General features: G+C 51.2%; 16 protein-coding genes. 8 read left to right on the forward strand and 8 right to left on the reverse strand.

Annotated features, from left to right (window positions below; all coding sequences use genetic code 11):
* Positions 1-115: 115 nt before the first annotated feature.
* From HGH92_RS19150 to eco, 3 genes are read left to right on the forward strand one after another with little or no spacing between them, the layout of a single operon-like run.
* Positions 116-517, forward strand: a complete 402-nt coding sequence (locus HGH92_RS19150; protein ID WP_168872362.1) for a hypothetical protein — start codon at positions 116-118, stop codon at positions 515-517.
* A 12-nt stretch (positions 518-529) separates the two neighbouring features.
* Positions 530-838, forward strand: a complete 309-nt coding sequence (locus HGH92_RS19155) for a multiprotein-bridging factor 1 family protein (protein ID WP_168872363.1) — start codon at positions 530-532, stop codon at positions 836-838.
* 52 nt (positions 839-890) lie between these two features.
* The gene (gene eco / locus HGH92_RS19160) at positions 891-1,352 is read left to right on the forward strand and encodes a serine protease inhibitor ecotin (RefSeq protein ID WP_168872364.1); all 462 of its coding nucleotides are present in this window, start codon (positions 891-893) and stop codon (positions 1,350-1,352) included.
* 65 nt (positions 1,353-1,417) lie between these two features.
* Here eco and HGH92_RS19165 read toward each other — a convergent pair whose 3' ends face one another.
* The 7 genes from HGH92_RS19165 to HGH92_RS19195 all read right to left on the reverse strand — a co-directional run bounded on the left by HGH92_RS19165 (position 1,418) and on the right by HGH92_RS19195 (position 11,942).
* Complete coding sequence (locus tag HGH92_RS19165; RefSeq protein ID WP_168872365.1) at positions 1,418-3,178, reverse strand: family 43 glycosylhydrolase; 1,761 nt, start codon at positions 3,176-3,178, stop codon at positions 1,418-1,420.
* A 6-nt stretch (positions 3,179-3,184) separates the two neighbouring features.
* Positions 3,185-4,528, reverse strand: coding sequence for a glucoamylase family protein (locus HGH92_RS19170; protein ID WP_168872366.1), 1,344 nt, complete (start codon positions 4,526-4,528; stop codon positions 3,185-3,187).
* 19 nt (positions 4,529-4,547) lie between these two features.
* Positions 4,548-6,032 (reverse strand): RagB/SusD family nutrient uptake outer membrane protein, encoded by a 1,485-nt coding sequence (locus HGH92_RS19175; RefSeq protein WP_168872367.1) that lies wholly within the window; start codon positions 6,030-6,032, stop codon positions 4,548-4,550.
* 16 nt (positions 6,033-6,048) lie between these two features.
* A complete protein-coding gene (locus tag HGH92_RS19180) occupies positions 6,049-9,342 on the reverse strand; it encodes a TonB-dependent receptor (protein WP_168872368.1) in 3,294 nt (1,097 codons plus the stop codon).
* 168 nt (positions 9,343-9,510) lie between these two features.
* Positions 9,511-10,590, reverse strand: coding sequence for a FecR family protein (locus tag HGH92_RS19185; RefSeq protein ID WP_168872369.1), 1,080 nt, complete (start codon positions 10,588-10,590; stop codon positions 9,511-9,513).
* A 73-nt stretch (positions 10,591-10,663) separates the two neighbouring features.
* Positions 10,664-11,215 (reverse strand): RNA polymerase sigma factor, encoded by a 552-nt coding sequence (locus HGH92_RS19190; protein WP_247654981.1) that lies wholly within the window; start codon positions 11,213-11,215, stop codon positions 10,664-10,666.
* A gap of 88 nt (positions 11,216-11,303) precedes the next feature.
* Positions 11,304-11,942 (reverse strand): helix-turn-helix transcriptional regulator, encoded by a 639-nt coding sequence (locus tag HGH92_RS19195; protein ID WP_168872371.1) that lies wholly within the window; start codon positions 11,940-11,942, stop codon positions 11,304-11,306.
* 222 nt (positions 11,943-12,164) lie between these two features.
* On the opposite strand from HGH92_RS19195, the gene HGH92_RS19200 reads away from it, so the two are divergent.
* The 3 genes from HGH92_RS19200 (at position 12,165) to HGH92_RS19210 (ending at position 18,003) form a co-directional block, all read left to right on the forward strand.
* A complete protein-coding gene (locus HGH92_RS19200; protein WP_168872372.1) occupies positions 12,165-13,349 on the forward strand; it encodes an efflux RND transporter periplasmic adaptor subunit in 1,185 nt (394 codons plus the stop codon).
* 85 nt (positions 13,350-13,434) lie between these two features.
* Positions 13,435-16,599: an efflux RND transporter permease subunit gene (locus HGH92_RS19205; RefSeq protein ID WP_168872373.1), complete on the forward strand. Its 3,165-nt coding sequence runs from the start codon at positions 13,435-13,437 to the stop codon at positions 16,597-16,599.
* A 24-nt stretch (positions 16,600-16,623) separates the two neighbouring features.
* Complete coding sequence (locus HGH92_RS19210) at positions 16,624-18,003, forward strand: efflux transporter outer membrane subunit (RefSeq protein ID WP_168872374.1); 1,380 nt, start codon at positions 16,624-16,626, stop codon at positions 18,001-18,003.
* A 112-nt stretch (positions 18,004-18,115) separates the two neighbouring features.
* On the opposite strand, the gene HGH92_RS19215 is transcribed toward HGH92_RS19210, so the two are convergent.
* Positions 18,116-19,729: a DUF6138 family protein gene (locus HGH92_RS19215; protein WP_168872375.1), complete on the reverse strand. Its 1,614-nt coding sequence runs from the start codon at positions 19,727-19,729 to the stop codon at positions 18,116-18,118.
* 244 nt (positions 19,730-19,973) lie between these two features.
* Here HGH92_RS19215 and chrA point away from each other — a divergent pair, with 244 nt between their 5' ends.
* Together chrA and HGH92_RS19225 are read left to right on the forward strand one after the other, a co-directional pair.
* On the forward strand, positions 19,974-21,302 hold the full coding sequence (gene chrA, locus HGH92_RS19220; protein WP_168872376.1) for a chromate efflux transporter: 1,329 nt from the start codon (positions 19,974-19,976) through the stop codon (positions 21,300-21,302).
* A gap of 67 nt (positions 21,303-21,369) precedes the next feature.
* The gene (locus HGH92_RS19225; protein WP_168872377.1) at positions 21,370-21,789 is read left to right on the forward strand and encodes a DUF3995 domain-containing protein; all 420 of its coding nucleotides are present in this window, start codon (positions 21,370-21,372) and stop codon (positions 21,787-21,789) included.
* The last annotated feature ends 70 nt before the right edge of the window (positions 21,790-21,859 follow it).

Genomic DNA, 21,859 nt, shown 5'->3' on the forward strand with positions numbered 1-21,859 from the left:
ATAATTTATTAACTTTGAACTTAACTTAAAAGTGAAGTATTTTAATTGCCGGTTGGTCGAATGGCTGACCGGGCCTCAAATGGTTGCGTTTACTTTTTTTGTCAATGATGACACAATGAGTGAAACGGAGAAGTTTTATTCCAGGTTTGAAGGAAGCGAATTTGATGACAGTCTGCAAGTCATAACGACTGCTCTTGAAAAATTTACCATTTATGGTGCAAAGGAAGGCCGCTTTCGCCCGGAGGGCCCCATTCACGCAATTCCAACCAGGGAATCGGACATCAGGCTCTATTGCATACGATTAAATAAGAATTGTATCATATTGGGAAACGGAGGGATAAAGTCTTCTCAAAAAATTTCTGACAGCCCTGATTGCCTGCCGCATTGGAAACTATTGAAAAAATTTGAACACGCATTTCGGGAGAAGATAAGGTGGGGAGAGTTAGGTTATGACAGGAACAATAAACTCATACCGAAGAATGGAGGAGATCTGGTAATATCATTTGAAGACCTATAAAACAAATCAGTTATGGAAAAAAGAAGTCCCATATTTGACAGGGTCAGTAAAAGTACGCCCCCTGAGCTTAAAAGGAAAATAACCCACTCGTTTGCTATCAGCGAACGGATTCTGGACATATTGGAATATCGTGGCATTTCGCAGGCGGAATTAGCCAGAATGCTCAGTAAGTCAGAATCTGAAATCAGTAAATGGATGTCGGGCGTTCATAACTTTACCAGCGAAACGATCGCTAAAATAGAAGTGGCCCTTGATGAAGATATATTAACCATTGCGCAGGGGTTCAGGCACAAGCCACTTGCTGTGAAGAAGAGGAAGTAATTTCCAAACAATTCCACTTCCCGGCTGTTAACCTATCATAAAACGTTACTGTATGAAACACATTATTCTCCTGTTGCTGCTGTGGGGTGCCGGCATGACTGCTGTCCATTCACAGGACAAAGAGCTGAAACCATTTCCCAAAGCCTGGAAAGGCGTAGAGCGCTATGTGATCCAATTGCCAGCCAAAGATACAGAAGACAATTACCAGGTGGAAATTATGGCCGGTAAAACCATGAAGGTGGATTGTAACCACCATGGACTGATCGGCAGCTGGGCTGCCAAAGATGTAAAAGGCTGGGGCTACACGTACTATCAGTACACCTCTGCCGGTAAGGTTAGATCAACGATGATGGCCTGTCCTGATAAAACATTGCAGGACAAATTTATTGCCGACACCAAACTGGTACGCTACAACAGCAAACTGCCAATTGTAGTGTACGTGCCTAAAGGTTTCTCTGTAAAGTATAAAATCTGGGAAAGAGGCAACCAGGAGATGGATGCTGAAATCAAATAAGTATCTGTATTTAAAAAGCGAGGGGAGAGCACATTATGTGATCTCCCCTCGCTTTTTTATGAAGACTATTTTACCTCCACCGGTGCTGTCCGGGGAGATACCCCATTTTCATTGATAGCCTCAATGCTGTAATAGTAGGGCAGCTCTTTGTCCATCCCTTTGAAGGTATAGTCATTGGCGTTATGCACCATGATGCAGTTGTATAATTTGTCAGGTGCAATGCCAAAGTAGATATTATAGGCGTAGGCATTATCTACCGGTTGCCACTTGATCCAGGCGCTGCGTTTATCCTTTTCCGTTCGAAGCACCACGAATGATTTTACGGAATCGGGAATGGGACCGTTGCCTTTACCGAACACGCGCAGTCCGCTGACAGCGAATTTGCCACCAGGCATGTGAATGTTGACCAGCTTGATGTACCGGGCTTTTACCGGGTGGGAAAGCTCTACATAATCGTGGGGCACATCGGTGCGGTTGTTGCTTTTGTCGACAAGCGTCTGCCATTTTTTTCCATCCTGTGAATAATAGATCACATACTGATGGTAGATGTCTGTCTGTTTGCCCAGAAAGGGGGCGTCCTGATCGGCGTAGTTGATTTGCACGGCGTGAACGGTACTGACTTCTCCGAGATCACTTTGCAGCCATTCGCCTTTGTTGCCGGTGGCGGCGCTCCAGTAGGTTTTGATGTTTTCATCTACGGCGTTGTTGGCGAGATAGCCGCCCAGGGTGGACGAAACGGTTACCGGTTTGTTGTAGTTGAGCAACATCCATCCGGTAAAGGTGTGGCTGTCGGTGTCAAAGGAACGGGTGTTGCTGCCTCTGTTGAGATAATGCGGGTAATCACCGAAGGCGGTGTTGCAATACATCACATCATCTTTATCAAAGCCGGCCGGCCAGAAACCGAGCCTTCTTTCAAAACTGTTTTTTACAGAGATAACCATTGTGGAGACGTGCCACCAGTTGCCTTTATTGTCCTGGAAAGTGCTGCCATGGCCTGCGCCACGGGCAAAGCCACCGGGCTTGAAGGAAAATGGGTTGTGGGCCTGAGGTGTAAAAGGGCCTAACGGGTTATCGGCTACTACCACCCCGTCGGCATAACCGCTGAACTCCGTGCCGGGGGCGCCGTATTGCAGGTAATATTTTCCATTGTGTTTGGTCATCCAGGCGCCTTCGATGAAAGGATCAAGGAAGGTATTGTCCATGTATTCTCCAAACCGCTGCCAGCCATAGCGCTGGTCTTCCAGGAGATACAGCTCTTTACGGGCGCCTTTCAATTGTAAAGTCTTACGGTCCACTTCTCCGCCGTACACCGGATAGCGATTGCTGCTGCCGTTGTACTGGTACAGTTTTCCATCATCATCCAGGAAAAAAGCAGGGTCCCATCCACCAGCCTGAAAAGAATCTACGGCTTCTTTCCACTGGTTGCCTTTAGGGTCGGTGCTCATCCAGATGGGAAAATTGCTGCTATAGGTGGAGCCGAATACCATCATGGTGTCGCCCATGACCCATACGGCGGGTGCGCAGAGCTCATCATATACTTTGTGCCATGGCTTCAGAAATTTACGTGATACGAAATGCCACTGGCTCAGGTCCGGGCTCCACCAGTAACCCCACTGATTGGTGGAGAAGAGGTAATAGTCGCCTTTGTAGTTGACAATCACCGGATCTGCGGTGGCCCTGTGTTTGCCCCATTCGGTGAAGTTAGGAATGGGACAGTAGCCATAGTCCACATTAACAGGATTGCAGTAGGTGGTTTGTTGCGCGTAGGCTGATCGTAACAGCAGGCATGACAGCAGCGCTGTCAGTATACGTGGTAAATTCAGCATGACTTATTATTTCAGATGTGGACTGGTGAACTCCAGTTTCTTTAATCCCGCTTGTACTTCCGGGCAACTCATAAACAGCTTCCATAGTAATCCGCTGCGATAGTTTTCGATCATGCCTACGATAGGGCCCTGATCGATGGCGAGATAAGAGGTGGCGTACCATTGCTGCGTTTCATTGTAGGCATCGGTAAAGCCGTATTCGCTCCAGATCTTATTGCCCAGCTGATAGTAGAAATGTTTAAGCGCCTGCATGGAATATTCCGGTGTGTAAGGGAAGGCAGACAAAGCGGCGGTAGGCGTGATGGTGCCGTGATCATTTTCGGGAGAATGGGCGTCGTAGCCGTTATAGGTATCGCTGGCGGTAAGGCCCCACGCGTTGGCGCCATAGCCTTTGAAGCCTTTCGGGTTTTGCACACAATACTCGCGGTTGATGAGCGTATGGTTTTTATTCTGTTCCCAGTAGTCGGCATAACGGTCTTTTAATCCATGCGGGTCGAGGCCCAGGAAGGAGTAGTGCGTAAAGAACAGCGGTCCGCCGTAATCCATTCCCAGCGGCAGTTTGATCCCGAAGTAGGTACGGTCGTTGCGGAAATAGTAGTTGTTGGCCCATCCGTGATGGTACACGGACGCTGGTATGGCATAGGTAGGAGAGGAGGCAGAGAGGATGTAGGTGATCAGACATTCGTTGTAGCCCCTGATTTCATGGTTCATGCTCCAGCCGTTGTTGGGGCTCCAGTGCCAGTAGAGCACGTTGCGTCCGTCCTGGGTGTACCAGTTCCATTCCGCTTCTCTCCAGGTCCAGTTGATTTTGTTGCGCAGCTCTTCTTCTTTGGGCGTGTCACGGTTGAAGTATTGGCGGGCGGTGAGCAATCCTTCAAAGAGGAAGGATGTTTCTACTATGTCGCCGCCATCGTCTTTGCGGCTGAACGGAATTGTTTTGCCGGTAGCGCCGTTGAGCCAGTGCGGGAAGATGCCGTGGTAATGATCAGCTTTACGGAGGAAGTTAATTATTTTGAGCATTCTGTCTACGGCTGCTTCGCGGGTGATCCAGCCTCTTTCGGTGGCCACTACGATGGCCATGACACCGAAGCCGGTGCCGCCGGTGGTCACTACCTCATCACCATAGTCGAATGATTTGTTGCTGCGTTCGCGCGACATACCGGAAACCGGATGGGCGAAGTCCCAGAAATAACGGAAGGTTTGTTTTTGAACGAGGTCCAGCAGCGCGCTGTCGCTCAGGTTTTGCCGGATTTGCAGATCGGCTTTGATGGACGGTTGTTTTACCTGTGCCTGCCCGCCAAAGGCGAGCAGGCATATCAGGCATATGACTGTTGATGTGATTTGTTTCATGGCATGGTTTCGCTAACGATTAGTAACCCGGGTTCTGCGTCAGTTTGTTGACGCTGAGGTCGATCTCCACCTGTGGAATAGGCATCAGTTCATTCTTGCCTGCTTTGAAGCCCAGCGGTCCGAATACCTGTGGCGCTCTTCCCTGGCGGATCACATCAAAGAAGCGGTCGCGCTCCATGGCCAGTTCTATCTGTCTTTCGTGCCAGATAGCGAGGCGGAGCTGTGCCTGGTCGGTGGTGGTCACATCGGGCAGGATGGCGTTGTTGCCGGCGCGTGCACGGGCTCTTACAGCGTTGAGGGAGCTAAGCGCCTGACCACTGTTGCCTAATTCGTTGGCAGCTTCGGCGTTCATCAGCAGTACTTCTGCATAACGGATCACGCGTATGTTCTGGTCGGCGCCTTCGTTATAGCCCGATACCCACTGAGTGAAAGGCACATATGATTTGTAATTAAAACGGCGATTGATGCCTACGTTTTTAATACTGTCACCTTCTGCGGTAATGGTGCCTCTGAACAGGATGGTAGCGTTTTTACGCGGATCTCCGGGCTCATAGGCGTCTACCAGCGCCTGCGTAGGAGTGTTAAAGCCCCATCCGCCACCAGGTTGACTCTTAACGCCCTGTATCTGAGAATACTGAGAGTTGGAGGCGTCTTTGTTACCGATGATAGTCTGACATTGAATTTCAAAAATGGATTCCACCGAGTTCTCGTTCGGAATGCGGAACAGTTTCCCGTAGTTGGGGAAAAGGCTGTAACCCAGGCCCATTACCTGATTGGTGTAGGTAAACACGTCCTGCCATTTTTTCTGGTACATGGCCACTTTAGCGTTTAAGGCCAGGGCAGCGCCTTTGGTGGCACGACCAAGATCGGTGGCGCCGTAGCTGGGCGGTAATACGGCTGCAGCTTCTGTCAGGTCTTTTTCGATGGCTGCCCACACGTCCGCTTTGGGAGTGCGTGGCAGGTTATATTCTTCCGGACCTTTCGGGGTATGTAGCCTAAGTGGAACATCGCCATAGGCGCGCACCAGCCGGAAGTAGGCATAGGCACGTACAAATTTGGCTTCTGCCAGGTAACGGTTTTTCAGGGCATCGTCCATGTCGATCTTGGGCACGCTGTCCAGTACCTGGTTGCAGAGGTTGACTTCCTGGTATTGTCCTTTCCAGAAGTCAGCCACCTGGCCATCAGAGGCAGTTACTGTAAAGTTATCGAAGTTGCTCAGAAAGCTGGCGTCGTTGGGATCGCTGCCTTTCTCTGTTTCTTCGGAGCCCAGGTCTTCCACGGACAACGCTGCAAAGGCTACCTGGCGCCACTCATGAAGGTTGGCGTACATGGCATTAACAGCTTTGGTGGCATCAGCTTCCGTTTTCCAGAATACCTCTGCCGGTTGTTGTCCCTGGGGTGGCACATCCAGAAAACTTTTTCCGCAGCCGGCGGTAATGACCAGCAGCACTGGTAATGCAAAGCTGGCAATACGTTTTATATATAGTGTGTGATTTCTTTTCATGGTCATCGTCTTTAAATTAGAAGGTCACGTTTACACCGAAATTGTAGGTGGCATACAGGGGATAAACACTCTTGTCGATACCTTGACTGGTGGGGATACCACCAATTTCAGGCGAGAAGCCACGGTAGCGGAAGAAGTTGAACGCGTTTTGGGCGCTTGCAAAGAAACGCAGGTTCTGCATGCCCCAGCGGTTGGCGATGGCTTTAGCCATTGTGTAGCCCAGTTGTATATTTCGGATACGGAAGTAAGAACCACTTTCCACAAAGAAGGTGTTGGGCAGGTAGTTCTGTCCGCCGCCTACGTTGGCAGAAGGGTAGGTGTTGGAAGTACCTTCGCCATGCCAGCGGTTATCAAAAAACTCTTTGGTAAAGTTTTCGTTGCCATAACGTAAGGCGATGTTGGCATTGTATACGTCAATACCCGCGACACCCTGGAATTCCACGGCCAGGTCGAAGTTTTTATAATTGAAGCTGGTATTGATGCCGTAGGTGTATTTAGGATTCGGATTACCGATAGGTACACGGTCTTTGCCATCTATTATACCATCGTTGTTGATATCGCGATACCTGAAATCACCTGGTTTGGCTGATTTTTGCGCGGAAGCAGCTACTTCTGCTGCATTCTGGAAAACACCGTCTACCTGGTAACCAAAGTACTGGCCAATGGGCTGGCCCACGATGGTACGGGTAAGCAGGCCACCGCTGGTAGATGCGTCACCACCGCCATAGATGGGGTAGTCTGTATTGCTGACTTCCAGTACTTTGTTGTTGTTGATGCTGAAGTTACCGCCAATGGAATAACCGAAACCGCTTTCTGTCTGATCTTTCCAGTTTGCTGCAAACTCCCAGCCCTGGTTACGGAACGTAGCCTGGTTGGCGGTCATCTTGGAATCCTGCGTACCCAGCGACATGAGTATCGGTACATCGAAAATGGCCGACAGTGTTTTTTTGTTATAGAAGCCGGCTTCTACATACAATCTGTTTTTTAACACGCTGGCTTCAATGGCTGCATCAATGCCTTCAGATTTTTCCCAGAAGAGGGCAGGAGGGACCAGTGACGTGACGCTTGCGCCGGTATAAACACCGCCACCGAAGATGGCTGTCAGATAAGGTAATTGATTGATCCGCTGTATGGAGAGGGAAGGCGGAACGGAAGCGTTGCCCACCTGGCCCCAGCTGCCACGCAGTTTCAGGTTGTCGAAAATACCGGTGTTTTTAATGAATGGCTCTTCACTAAGTACCCAGCCTAAGCCTACAGAAGGGAAGTAGCCCCACTGGTCGCCCGGAGAAAACTGTGAGGCGCCGTCAGCACGGATAGAGGCTGTCAGCAGGTATTTATCTTTATACGCATAGTTGACGCGGCCAAAGTAGGAAGCAATGTTGATCAGTTCACCTTCGTCGGTCACGGAACGGCCGTCGGTATTGCCCAGGCGCAGGTATTTAGTGCCTTCGTTGTTATTGGGCACATTATCTGCGCTGGCAATCAGTTTGTAAAACCGCCGCTGTTGTGCTGCCTGGCCCAGCAATACTTTCAGGTTGTGATCACCGAATTTGTTGTCATAGGTAAGGGTGTTTTCCACAATCCAGTTCTGGCGACTGGCGGTGGTGCGGGTCAGTTTGCTCACTTTGTTGAACTGGTTGGTAGTGGCCCAATATTGTGGTGTATAGTTCCGGATGATACTATCACCATATTCGCCGCCTACACTGCTGTGAAAAACAAAATGTTTGGCAAAACGCAGGTCTGCATATACGTTACCGGTGATCATGCGCCGTTTGGTGGTTTGGTCGTAGAAGTCCAGGGATGCCTGAGGGTTTTTGCCTGCGCCGGTACCGAGATTCAGTTTATCGGGATCTCCATAGGAGCCATCCGGATTAAACACTGGTACAATTGGGGCGGAAGTATACAGCTGCAGGAAGTAAGCATCCGGAATATCGTTGCTGTTGTAAGCTGCCGCAGTAACGGAGTAACCTATTTTCAATGGTTCAAACACCTGAAAATCATTTTGCAGGCGCGCTGTGATGCGGGAGAAATCATTGGTTTTGATCAAACCATCCTGTTTCATATAACTCAGGGAAAAATTATAGCTGGATTTCTCCGTACCACCATTGATAGATAACTGATGGTTCGTGGTGAAGGCATTGCGCATCTCCTGTTTAAACCAGTCAGTGCCGGCGCCATAAGCGTTAGGATCAAGGCGGAGCGAGTTACCGTTAATGGTGCTCAGTTCGTTGATGATGGTTGCATATTCGTTGCCATTGGCCATTTTCACTTTGTTAGTGGCACGTTGCATGCCTACGTAACCGGTATAGTTGACGCTGGTTTTGCCGGCACGTCCCTTTTTGGTAGTGATCAGCACCACGCCATTGGCTGCCCGCATACCATAGATGGCTTCGCTGGAGGCGTCTTTCAGGATGCTCATGTTTTCGATGTCGCCGGGATTGAGGAAGCTGATGTCATCATACCATACACCATCTACCACATACAGCGGACTGGGAGAGCCATATACCGTGCCCGTACCACGAATTTTGATGGTGGGCACGCCGCCGGGTTTGCCGTCGTTGACAATCTGCACACCGGCTACTTTGCCTTGCAGGCCGCTCATGGCGTTGGTGACAGGCTGTTTGTTGATTTCGTCTCCTTTTACCTGGGAGATGGAACCGGTGATATCTACTTTACGTTGTACACCGTAACCAACAACCACTACCTGCTGCATCTGGCTCACGGATTCTTCCAGTACTATGTCCAGCTGCTGGCGGTTGCTTACAGGCACTTCCTGTGAAGTGAAGCCGATAAAGCTTGCCACCAGGGTGGCATTGTCCGGCGCGGTGATGGTATAGGAGCCATCGGGGCCGCTCACGGTGCCTTTGGCGGTCCCTTTTATGGTGATGGTAGCGCCGGGGATGGGCGAACCATCTTTCTTGCTGGTGACTTTACCGGTGATTTTTATCTCCTGTGACATGATCACCACGAGATTGTTTTCCACCAGTTTGTACCGCAGGGAAGTGCCGGCAAAGAGCGTGCTCATTACCGCGTCCAGCCCGGAATTGGTGACGTCTACATTAACTTTTTTTCTGATTTCGGTCAAGGCATTATTGTACAGAAAACGGTAGTTACCCTGCTGTTCAATACTACTCAACACCTGTGAGATCTCCGCTTTTTTGAGCTTGAGGGTGATGGTAGCCTGCCCCTTAACGGCGGCGGATACCTGGAGAAAACACGCCAGTAATAATAACGTGGTGAGTTTCATAATAACAAGTGCTTTTTTCAGGGCATAGGAATACCTGTCCCTAAATTCTAGCGATATTTTCATACTTTTAAATCCAGAGGTGAAAGTGATGGAAGCTTGCGGCTTGGCGTGTCGGCAAGTTTCCTGATAAGGCTGAATCTTCGGCGGGAAATGTTAGCGCATTTCCCGTTTTGGTTTTGGTTGGATCACGAGCTGTTAATTAAATGTGTGTTCATAACGTTGTCAAATTATTCAGTGGATAATGATGGTGTCGTTCTGTATCTCATAACGGAAAGCGGCTGTCAGCTGTAACGCGCTCAGCGCCTGCTGCACGGTTTCCTGCTCAAATATGCCGGTAAAGCGAAGTTGCTGCAACTGTGGATTGTCGAACCGTACTTTTACCCCGAAAAACCGTTCCATCTGTTGGGCCAGTTCTGTAAACGATTCATCTTTAAATACCAGCTTGTTGTCCATCCAGGATGTTTCTGTAATGGCAGTGGTTTGTGCTGCGTAATAAGAAACATGGCTGAGCGTGACCGTTGTTTCTGCTTTGGCTGTCTGCGCTTTGGCGGAGCGGGCAACAGCGGGCAACTGGTTCAGCACCACGATTTTTTCGCTGGGCTTAAGAATGATCCGGGTGGCGTTGTGCTTTATAATGGCTTCTATGCTACCAGTAATCAGAGAGGCTTCCGTGGTTTTGTCTTCCGGGTACGACCGTACGTTGAAACGGGTGCCCAGTACACGGATGTCCATCGTTTCCGTATGAATAACTAATGGATGGTCTGCTTGTTTGGCCACATCAAAAAAAGCTTCTCCGGAGAGTGTTACGCTCCGGTCACCTTTACCAAAATCTTTGCTATAGGAGAGTTTGCTTCCTGCGTTTAGCCATACCCGTGTTCCGTCCGCCAGTTGAATGCTGGTACGCGAACCGTTGCGGGTGGTCACCTCGCTGGTTATGGCGTTGCTGTTTTTTTTAGCAGATGTCCACCACCAGGCGGCCATGCAAAGCAGTACGCCGGTAGAGATGGCGGCAGCCCACAGATAGGGGCGGCGGGACCGTATGGCGGTAAGTGGTATGGGTGTTTCGGCGGGGACGTGGCCAATCGGGATGCCCATGGCCTGCATCCGGCTGATATGCCGGTCGTGCGCAGCCATGGCCGAGTCTTCACTGGTGGCTGCTGCCGTTTTCTGCCACAGCTCATCTACCAGGCCCGCCGGCAGCTCTGTGTCAGGATTGTCACGCAGCAGTGCCGACAGCTCCTGCAGTTCATCCGCAGTAGCTTCGTTCGCCAGTTTGCGCGCCATCAGTTCCCAAATACGTCTCGTGTTCATAACGTGAAATAAGATGCTCTTCCTACAGGATCTCTTTTTTCACGAAATCTACCAAAGGGGAATAAAAAAAAATTTAAGGCTGTAACCGCTGCGGTTTTTTCAGCGAGGTATTGATCGCGCGGGCAATCCTGGCAAGGGCGATGGCCAGTTGATTGTCGATGGTTTTAACGGAGATGTCCAGGATTTCTGCGATCTCTTTGTAGCGGAGACCGTCTTCTTTAATTAGTTTGAAGATGATTTTGCAGCGGGGCGGGAGATCGCTTACTGCCTGCTCAAACTTCGCCAGCAGCTCGGCGCTGATCAGCTGCTCTTCAGGGTTGTAATGCGGGCTTTCCATGTCCAGCTCCAGCTCATCCAGGGAAAGCGCGTTTTTCTTTTGCTGCTGCAGGAGGTATTTAAGGGCCACGTTTTTAGTGCTCACGTACAGGTACACCCGCAGATTGTTGACTTCCGTCAGCCGCCGGCGGCCCTGCCATATATTAATAAATACGTCGGATACTACTTCTTCTGCGATTTGTGCCGAGCGGACAAAAGAACCGGCAAATTGTACCAGCGGCTCATAGAAATGCAGGAACAGCTCTTTATAGGCTGATTCGTCGTCGTGTAAGCTGATACGGCGCTGCAATTCCTGTATGTTATTGGCCGGGAGCATCGTGGCATAAGCTGCTATGCGGCCAAGATAAGTTAAAAATCAATACCGGCCTTCAATAAACTCATTGTTCCCCTTTGGGAGATATACGGTACGCGCATCTTCTGGCGCCCGACAAAAGGTGGTCCACCCGCTTTACTTCCGCTCCTTCACCCATTACCTCCCGGAAAGTTTCCAGCTCGGCAGAGCAGAAACCCTGGCAAACCTCCGCAGCCACGCAGATAGGACAGTGGTGCTCTATCAGCATATACCCTTCTTCGTCTTTTTCCCAGGTGGCCATATATCCCTCAGCGTCCCGCGTCTCGGCCAGTTTGTTGATTTTGCCTTCCAGCGTGCTCTCGCTTCCGGTGACTTGCAGATACTTGTCCAGCCCCGCTTTTTTACTGTTGTTGATGACCGCCTGCAGCGCTTCCGGCCCCAGCGTGTCCCTGATGGTATTGATCAGGCGTACCGTTAGTTCCGCGTGTGAGTCAGGGAAACGGCTGTTCCCCTTCTGGGTCAGTGACCATATCTGCTGTGGCCTGCCCCTTCCTTTAGATACGTTGGATGCTTCCACCAGTCCTTCGCTGCTCAGCTTCAGGAGTTGAAAACGTGCGCCCTCCACTGTTATGTTCAGGGCTTCGGCTACTACTGTCAGAGGCTGAGGCCCTCTGGTCTTCAATATCCACAACGCTCTTTCGTTCTCCTGCAAAATATTATTCATAATAAACAAAGTGTTTATTTGGTTTATTCACAAATTTACTATTTTTGCATCAGATAAACAATTCAATGGCCGGAAATCCGCTCCTGTACTGACAAGGCGCGGGCAACCAGCCTTCACTCCCATGCCCATACAAGACTGGCAGGCAATACTGCTGCAGCTCTCCTGCTGCGGAATGGCATCGCTATGCTTTTATGCGCCGGAGCATCATAAAAACATGATACCATGCAACGAACATTAACTTTCCCCGCTGCTGCCCTGGTGGTGCTTTCTGTTTTGACAGCCTGCAGCAGCGGCCATACTGAAGCCGGTTATGGCAATGAACCGCAGCCTTACCCCGTACTGACGCTCAATGCATCAGAAACGACCATTCATACGGACTATCCCGCTACTGTACGCGGTCAGCAGAACATAGAAATAAGGCCGAAAGTAGACGGTTATGTGGCCCAAATACTGGTAGACGAAGGCGCCACCGTTAAAAAAGGGCAACTCCTCTTTAAAATAAATGCGCCTCAATATGAACAGGAAGTGCTCACCGCCCAGGCGGCCATCAAAAGCGCCGAAGCGGCTGTCAACACCGCCCGCATGCAGGTACGTAAAGTAACGCCGCTAGTGAAAAAAGAAATCGTCAGCAACTACGAACTGGAAGCTGCTGAACTGGCGCTGCAAGCCCGCGAAGCGGAACTCGCCCAGACTAAGGCCAGCCTGCAAAACGCACGCGTCAATCTCAGCTATACCACCATCTACAGTCCGGCCGACGGCGTGATCGGCACCCTGCCTTATAAAATCGGTAGCCTCGTGGCGCCTAACAGCGATCAACCGCTCACCATTCTTTCTGACATCGCCAATGTGCACGTGTATTTTTCTTTCACGGAAAAACAACTGCTGGACCTCGCCGGTACGGATGCCAGCACAACACTGGACGCTAAGCTGAAACAACTGCCACCGGTACAACTGGTGCTGGCTAACGGTAACGAATATACGGAAAAAGGAAAGGTGGAAACTACCGGTGGCCTTATCAATAATGCTACCGGCGCTATCAGCATGCGTGCGGTCTTCTCCAACAAGGCAGGCCTCATCCGGAGCGGCAGCAGCGCTACTATCCGCATTGTTCAGCCAGTCAGCAACGCGCTCATGGTCCCGGCTAAAGCAACATATGAAATGCAGGGCAAAAAATTTGTCTTCACCGTAGACGCTGCCGGCGCTGCCCGCTCCCGCGAAATCACGGTGAGTGACCGCTCCTCCGGCGACGCCTATATCGTCAGCAACGGTCTGCAGGCCGGCGACAGGATCATCACCGATGGCATCGGCTCCCTGAAAGACGGGACGAAAATAAAACCGGTGGCCGCTGCTAACACTGTCGCCTCGACCACCCCCGGACTGAAGTCCGGGGCTACGGCTACGCGCTAATCATCGCCCCGCAGATTTATTACAAACGGTACCGGCTACACGCTGGTACCGGTAGCTACTGCTTTGTCCTTTTAAAAAAGATCGTATGCTTAAAAAATTTATCGATAACCCGGTACTGTCTACCGTTATCTCCATTATCATCGTGATATTGGGCGTGCTGGGCCTCGTCTCCCTGCCCATCTCACAATATCCTGAAATAGCACCGCCTACGGTGGAAGTGACGGCCAGTTACCAGGGCGCCAACGCAGACGTGGTGATGAAAAGTGTGATCATCCCGCTGGAAGAACAGATCAACGGCGTGGAACATATGACCTATATGACCTCCAAGGCGAGCAACGACGGCTCGGCGGTGATCACGGTCAACTTCAAACAGGGCACAGACCCAGACCTGGCGGCAGTAAACGTGCAGAACAGAGTGGCCAAGGCCACCGGCCTGATGCCGGCGGAAGTCATCAAAACCGGTATCACCACCACGAAAAAACTGAACAGTGAAGTGTACGGCTTCCTGCTTTACAGCGAAAACAAATCGTATGATGAAAACTTCCTGGACAACTATTTCCGTATCAACATCCTCCCCGAACTGAAAAGAATCTCCGGCGTGGGCGACGTACAGGTATGGAGCGACCAGGCTTATTCCATGCGCATCTGGCTCCGCCCCGATGTAATGGCCTCCTATGGCCTGGTGCCCGATGACGTGGTGGCCGCGCTCGCGGAACAGAACATCGAAGCGGCTCCCGGCAAGCTGGGAGAGAACAGTAAAAAAACGTTCCAGTACGTACTGAAATATACCGGTCGCCTTGAAAAACCGGAACAGTTTGAAAACATCGTCATCCGCGCTACGGCCAACGGGCAGCTGCTTCGCCTCAAAGACGTGGCCGATGTGGAGCTGGGCGCTTTCAACTACGCTACTGACCTCACCTCGCAAGGCTACCCTTCTTCCGGCGGCGCCGTGAGCCAGACGGCCGGCTCCAATGCCCACGAGGTGATCCAACAGGTGGAGAAAGTACTGGAAAAAGCAAAAGCCAATTTCCCTCCGGGCATGAAACTGGCTGTTTTCATCAACGCCAACGATTTCCTGGACGCCTCCATCGCCAAGCTGATACAGACCATCTTCGAAGCGTTTATCCTCGTGTTCATCGTGGTGTTTATCTTTCTGCAGGATTTCCGTTCCACGTTGATACCGGCCATCGCAGTGCCGGTGGCTATTATCGGGACTTTCTTCTTTCTTAAGATATTCGGTTTTACGCTTAACCTCCTCACGCTGTTTGCATTGGTGCTGGCTATCGGTATCGTGGTGGACGATGCCATTGTAGTGGTGGAAGCGGTACACGCCAAGCTGGACCAGGGCGCGCGTTCGGCACGCAAAGCCACCATGCATGCCATGAGTGAAATCAGCACCGCCATCGTGTCTATCACGCTTATCATGTCAGCGGTGTTTGTACCGGTGACGTTCATCACTGGTTCTGCGGGCGTATTTTACAAGCAGTTTGGCCTTACGCTGGCAGTGGCCATTCTTATTTCCGCTGTCAACGCGCTGACGCTCAGTCCCGCGCTGTGCGCCATCCTGCTGAAGCCACACGACAAACACGGCCACGTGAAGAAAAGCCTGTTACAGCGTTTTTACGACGCTTTTAACGCTGGTTTTAACGTTGTAACGGCAAGGTATATACGCATTGTGAAATTACTTATCGCACGCAAGTGGCTGGCGCTGGGAGCTATCGCCGTATTCGCCGGCATCCTGGTGTTCCTCCTGAGGACCACGCCCACCGGCTTTGTGCCCAATGAAGATTCCGGCGCCATCTACGGCGATATCATCCTGCCACCGGCATCCACGCTGGAACAAACCACCCGGATAGCTGACCAGGTAGACAGCATCGCGCGGGCCATGCCGGAAGTAGCGGTGACCTCCCGCCTGGCAGGCATGAACCTCATCAGCGGTTTCGGTGGTTCGTACGGCGCCATGTTCATAGCCCTGAAGCCCTGGAAAGAAAGGACTAAACCGGGACAGGATATCAACAGCCTTGTCGGAAAACTGTTTGCGCAAACAGCCGGTATCAAGGGCGCACAGATCATTTTCTTTGCAGCGCCCACGCTGCAGGGCTTTGGTAACAGCAGCGGTTTTGAAATGCAGCTGCTGGACAGGACAGGTGGCAGCTATAAAGACTTCGGCAATACCGTGGATAAATTCATGGAAGCGCTGAACAAACGTCCGGAGATCATGTACGCCGCTACGCCGTTCAATACCAATCTGCCGCAGTACGAAGTACAGGTGGACGTGGCGCATTGCAAGGAAGCCGGTGTGGACGTGGGCGGACTGCTGCGTACCCTCCAGGGATACCTGGGCGGCATCTATGCATCTGACTTCAACCGTTTCGGTAAACAGTATAAAGTCATGCTGCAAACCAATCCCCGCTACCGTGCAGAAGAAGCGGACCTCAACAAAATATTCGTCCGCAACAACAAGGGTGAAATGGCGCCGGTATCTGCTTTCCTGACGTTGCGGAAAACCAGCGGTCCTGAGTTCATCAACCGTTTTAACCTGTATACCTCCGCCGCCGTGACAGGCGCTCCCAATAAAGGCTACAGCTCCGGTGATGCTATTAAGGCATTCCGTGAGGTGGCCGCCAGCACGTTGCCGAGAGGCACGGACTTTGACTTCAGCGCGCTTACCAGGGAGGAAATTTCCAGCGGCAGCCAGACGTTGCTCATCTTCGTACTGTGCCTGTTGTTTGTGTATTTCCTGCTGAGCGCCCAATACAGAAGTTATATCCTGCCTTTCGCCGTGTTGCTGTCATTGCCTATCGGACTGGCCGGTGCGTTTGCCTTTGCCCGTTTGGCCGGATTGGACAACAACATCTTCCTGCAAATCAGTCTTATTATGTTGATAGGGCTGCTGGCCAAAAATGCGATCCTGATAGTGGAGTTCTCCATACAGCGCCGCAGGAGCGGGTTAAGCCTGGTACGCGCTGCCATATCCGGTGCGTCGGCCCGTTTACGGCCTATCCTTATGACGTCATTCGCTTTCATTTTCGGACTGTTGCCCCTGATGCTGGCTTCCGGCGTAGGTGCGCTGAGCAACCGCTCCGTCGGTACGGCAGCTGTCGGCGGTATGCTGATCGGCACTGTGTTCGGCGTGTTTGTAATACCGGCGCTCTTCGTCATGTTCCAGGCATTACAGGAGCGCATCGGTGGCGCCCCTTATCTGAAACTGGAAGAGCAGGAAGAGGAACTGGAAGAAATGGCCGTTTAATTTTTGAGCAATAAAAAAGTAACAATGATACACAAGAGATATATCTGGCTGCTGGCACTCGTGACGCTGGTAGCCGCCTGCGGGATCACCAAACCTTACCGGTCACCGGAGGTGGACACCAAAGACCTATTCCGCGGTACACAAGGCAGCGATACCAATACTATTGCCGCAAGGCCCTGGCAGACCTTTTTCACCGATACGCTGTTGCAGCAGCTGATTGCCCGCGGTATCCGCGAAAACCTCGATTTACGTATAGCCATGCAGCGCATAGTGGCCGCGCAGGCAGCACTGAAGCAAAGTAAGCTGGCCTTCTTTCCTGACGTGAATGCCAACGCCTCTGTTAAACAAAGCCGGCTGGCCTTCCCGCAGGGATATGGCCTTATCAACAGCGCCACGCAGTATGATGTGAACGTGGCCGCCAGCTGGGAAGCAGACATATGGGGTAAACTGCGCAGCGGCAAAAGAGCGGCGCAGGCGGCCTTGCTGGGCACCGTGGCCGCGCAACAGGCCGTACAGAGCAGCCTGGTAGCAGATATCGCGGCGTCTTACTATTTATTGCTGGCACTGGACCAGCAGCTGCTGGTACTGCAACAAACACTGGCTTACAGGGGAGAAGATGTGAGCAGCATGAAAGAACTGAAAGCTGCCGGCGTAGTGAACGGTGCTGCGGTGGTACAGAGCGAAGCTAACCAATACGCCGCCGCGGTGGCTATCCCCGATGTAAAAAGACAGATCCGGGAAACGGAAAACGCCCTTTCGATATTACTGGCACTGCCGCCGGGGCCTGTCGCCCGTGGCAGTATCACCACGCAACAGCTGCCGCAGGAACTGTCCGCCGGTGTTCCGGCGCAGCTGCTGCAATACCGCCCCGATGTAAAAGCAGCGGAATACGCTTTCCGCAACGCCTTTGAAAATACCAACGTTGCCCGTACGGCCTTTTATCCATCGCTGAATATCACCGCGGCAGGCGGCTTTACCAGCTTCGACTTCAGCCAGTGGTTCACCGATGCCGGCCTGTTTGGCAACGTGGTGGGTGGATTAACGCAGCCCATCTTTAACCGTGGCCTGAACAAAGCCAGGCTAACCACCGCACAGGCCAGGCAACAGGAGGCCCTGTACAACTTCAGTAAAACCATGCTGACAGCCGGAAAAGAAGTGTCAGACGCCCTCTACTCGCTGACGTCCGCTTCTGAGAAAAAAGAAAGCCGGGAAAAACAACTGGCATCTCTTGAAAAAGCGGTGGACTTCACCAAAGAATTACTGCGCTACAGCTCCAGCACCAACTATACAGACGTGCTGACTTCAGAACAGAATTTATTGAGCGCACAGATAGGAAGTATCAATGATCAGTTGCAGCAATGGCAGGCGGTGATCGCCTTATACCGCGCCCTCGGCGGTAAATAGTATACTAAAGGCCGGCACAGGGATTATAGCAAAGATGAACAGCGTTACCAGTGAATGTTTTTTGAATGATATCAGACAGGTTATTCCGCTATAATCCCTGTGCCGGTTTTTATCACAGTTCCAGTTTTTTCTTCCCTTTCCAGATAAACCACGACAGGTGGTCTATTTCATAAGACTCCAGTTCAAGGGACCTGACATAGCTTTTCAGCTGTTCCATATTTTCCGGCGCTTCCAACGCTTTTAATTCCTTAATGGGCTTGATATCCTGCGCGCACCGCAGTACCTCCACGATGGTGGGAATAGTGCCGGCGTTTATACCGTGTTGTTGTATGAACTGCACGAGGAAATGATTTTGTACGGACTGATGTTCATCATCTACCGTATCGAGGTACTGTTGCAGCAACGGGAAATAACGGGCGTCAGCCAGTGCCAGTCCGAATACGGCATAGGTGCCGGGCCGCGCGCATTGTTCCGCTTCCACGTCTTCGTACCATTCAAACTCATGGCGGATGGCCAGTTGTACATATTTTTCCAGTTGCGGGAAAAGTGCAGGGTATTGCAGCGCATTGGCGAAGAAACGCTGTGTGGCGGATTTGCCCAGGCCTTTAATGGGAAGCAGGTTTTTTGCTTTGGACTTGCACTTGATTTGGTAGCTCGGCGGAAAGCCTTTCTCCAGCAGGTGACAGATAAAGTCCAGCGCTTTGCCGTAGGCCGTTTCAGTCTCGTTTTTAAAGTTGATTTCGAAAGTGGCGAATACGTCGTTGGCCGTGCAGGTCACGTCCGCGTCCTTGTATTGGATGTCAGCATCGCTGAAGGTGCCGCTGCCTTTTTTCAGGACCTGGGCGGCTTTGGTGCTGCCCAGCTCTTTCGCTTTTTCGATAAAGCCAACGCCGGTGCTGCGGCTGTAGTTAGGCTCAAAGCGGATGATGCTCACGCCGGCATATACCAGCAGGTCCAGCAGGTTGTCCGGCGGCGCGGACCTTTCATGGTTTTCCTTTAACGCAAATTCCGGTAGGCCCCAGGCGGGTTTATGAACATTATAAAAAACCGGCAAAAATATATCTTCTGCCCATCTCCGCAGGGCGTAGGTAATATGGTGCTGATGTTGTTGCTGGGATTCCTTCTTGTGTTTATTGAGCGTTCTGATTTTCTCAAAAATGGCGATAACGCCCGGTACATCCGTCTCCGGGTATAATACCGGGTTGATCAGGTGTTTGGCCAGGAAAAAAGTTTCCAGTTCTTTGGTAGGATATTGTCCCTCATGGATTTTTTGGGTGAGATATTGATCGATGGCCTGCCGGAGCTTTGTTTTTTTTACCTCGCTGGTGGCCCTCAATACCGGCAGTTGATAGAATTTATCGTCTATCCTGAATTTACCGTCTATCTCAAACTGAAAGTCGAGTATCGGGTTGTCGTCGTAGGAGAGATACAGCGCGGTAAGTTTCTTCTGTAACAATGGCAGCAGTTGATCGATCTCTTCTTTGGTGAGCGGGGCATCGGGGAAATCGGTGCCTTCGTATTTCACATCGGGGCGGTCACTGCCGTCGTTGTCCATAAAACAGTGTACCTGGCCTTTGTAGTAAAAAAAGCGGGCATAATCGTGTACGCCTGCCTGTAAGGTGGTGCGTTTGATAATACTGACAGCGTCTTTTGAAGCGTTTATTTTTTGCAGCAGCTGACTGGTGGCGGTCGTAATATCGTTGACAATCGTTTCGAAACGGTCCATGCGGGTTAATTTAAATGACAATGTTGAATCGGCGGCAAATTAGCAAAAAACAGCGAAATAAAGGTTGCATAAGGGGAGGTGTTTTCGTATCTTTACAACTGCTCAAAAAAGCCATGCACGGCAGCGGATACAGCATGAATCTCAGTTTTCTGTAACAACATATGAATAGTTTCCACCACATCTGTTAACAGCAGGTGCAGGGGATTTTTTGGGAGTACCATTGTGAAAAAACGATGTAAGAGATATGAATGTGAACAATCAACAACAGCGGCCTTCTTTCGGGGAAGCGCTAGGGTTCTGGTTTAAACTGGGATGGATCAGTTTTGGCGGTACGGCAGGGCATATTGCCATTATGCATGAATACCTGGTGGACCGCAAGAAATGGATCAGTAACAGCCGCTTTCTTCATGCGCTCAACCATTGTATGATATTGCCCGGGCCGGAAGCGCAGCAGCTGGCCACCTATGTGGGCTGGCAGTTGCATGGTAAAAAAGGCGGACTGGCCGCGGGAATATTGTTTGTATTGCCTTCCATGTTTATCCTGCTGGCATTAAGCATGATGTATGTGATATATGGTAACGTGCCCTGGATCTACGCCATGTTTAATGGCCTGAAGCCTGCGGTGGTAGCCATTATTATATTGGCCATGATAAGGGTGGGGCAGAAGGCATTGCACACGCCGCTGCATTATGTGCTGGCGGCAGCAGCCTTCATAAGTATCTTCTGGTTCAATTTGTCCCTGTTGGCGATCATTGCCGGTACTATCGGCATAGCGATGCTGGTGCGTTATATATGGCCTTCGCTGGTGGAGCAGGACAGTCATGAGGAAGAAGCGATGGTGGCTGAAGAGCAGGGGTATTACCTCAACAGATATACGAAGTCGCCGGCCACCGGCAATGTGATGCTGCGTCTCGTCAAACAGACAGGCGTGGCGCTGTTGTTGTGGACATTGCCTTTTGCGCTTTTTTTCTGGCTGGCGGAAGATTTCCGGTTCTGGAAAGGCATGGTGCTCTTCTTCACACAAACGGCTTTTGTGACGGTGGGAGGCTCTTATACGGTGCTGCCTTATGTGGCGCAGTTCAGTGTAGGAAAGCTTAACTGGTTAAGCAATATGCAGATGATTGATGGTTTCGCCCTTGCGGAAACCACGCCGGGGCCGCTCATCATCGTATTGTCCTATGTGGGTTTTATGGCGGGCTATAATCATTTTGGCGGATCGTTGTGGATGGGCACTCTCGGATTGCTGACCACCACCTTCTATACTTTCCTGCCTTGTTTCCTGTTCATTTTCGCCGGCGCGCCGCTGATCGGGAAAACGCAGGAGAACAAATCGATTGCCGGCGTACTGGGCTTCGTGTCCGCTGCGGTCACAGGGGTGATCCTGAACCTGACGCTCTTCCTGGGGAAAGATGTGCTGTTCCCTGGTGGGGTGACATTCGGCAACCTGGATTATTCCGCTTTGTGCTGGATGTTGTTATCGCTTTTCCTGTTGATACGGTACCGGCTAAACGTAGTTTACCTGATTGGCATGAGCCTGTGTTTCGGCGGACTTCATTACCTCTTGGCCAAATAAAATATCCTGATATTTATCAGTTGGGCGTGTACCGGTAACACCTACATTTGCGGTATAATCCTGTCGTATGTTACTACCTGCTGTGGTGGCGGCCACCATCTTTGTGATTATTTCCGCTATACATTTTTACTGGGCTTTCGGCGGCCGTTGGGGCATAGGAAAGGTGGTGCCGGTCAATACGGCCGGTGAGCCAATGTTAAACCCCGGCGCTGTAGGCACTTTTATCGTGGCGCTCGGGCTACTGTTTTTTGCGCTGGTGCTGACCGCCAATACCGGTGTTTTTGGCCAGCTGGTAAGCCGTACTGTGGTGATATGGGCCACCAGGGGCATCGCTGCCATCTTTGCCTTGCGGGCCATCGGCGATTTTAAATATGTGGGCCTTTTCCGCAAGGTAAAAACAACGCCGTTCGCCCGTAAGGACACGCTGCTGTTTACGCCATTGTGTATCGTATTGTGTGTGCTGTGCCTGCTGGCGACGCGGCCATAAGCGGTTTCCGTTTAACGATAGTGAGATGTATGGGGCCTGTGTTGACAGGGCTTTCAAGGCGAGGGAAGAG

It is taken from the genome of Chitinophaga varians (assembly GCF_012641275.1).
Taxonomy (GTDB): Bacteria; Bacteroidota; Bacteroidia; order Chitinophagales; family Chitinophagaceae; genus Chitinophaga; species Chitinophaga varians_A.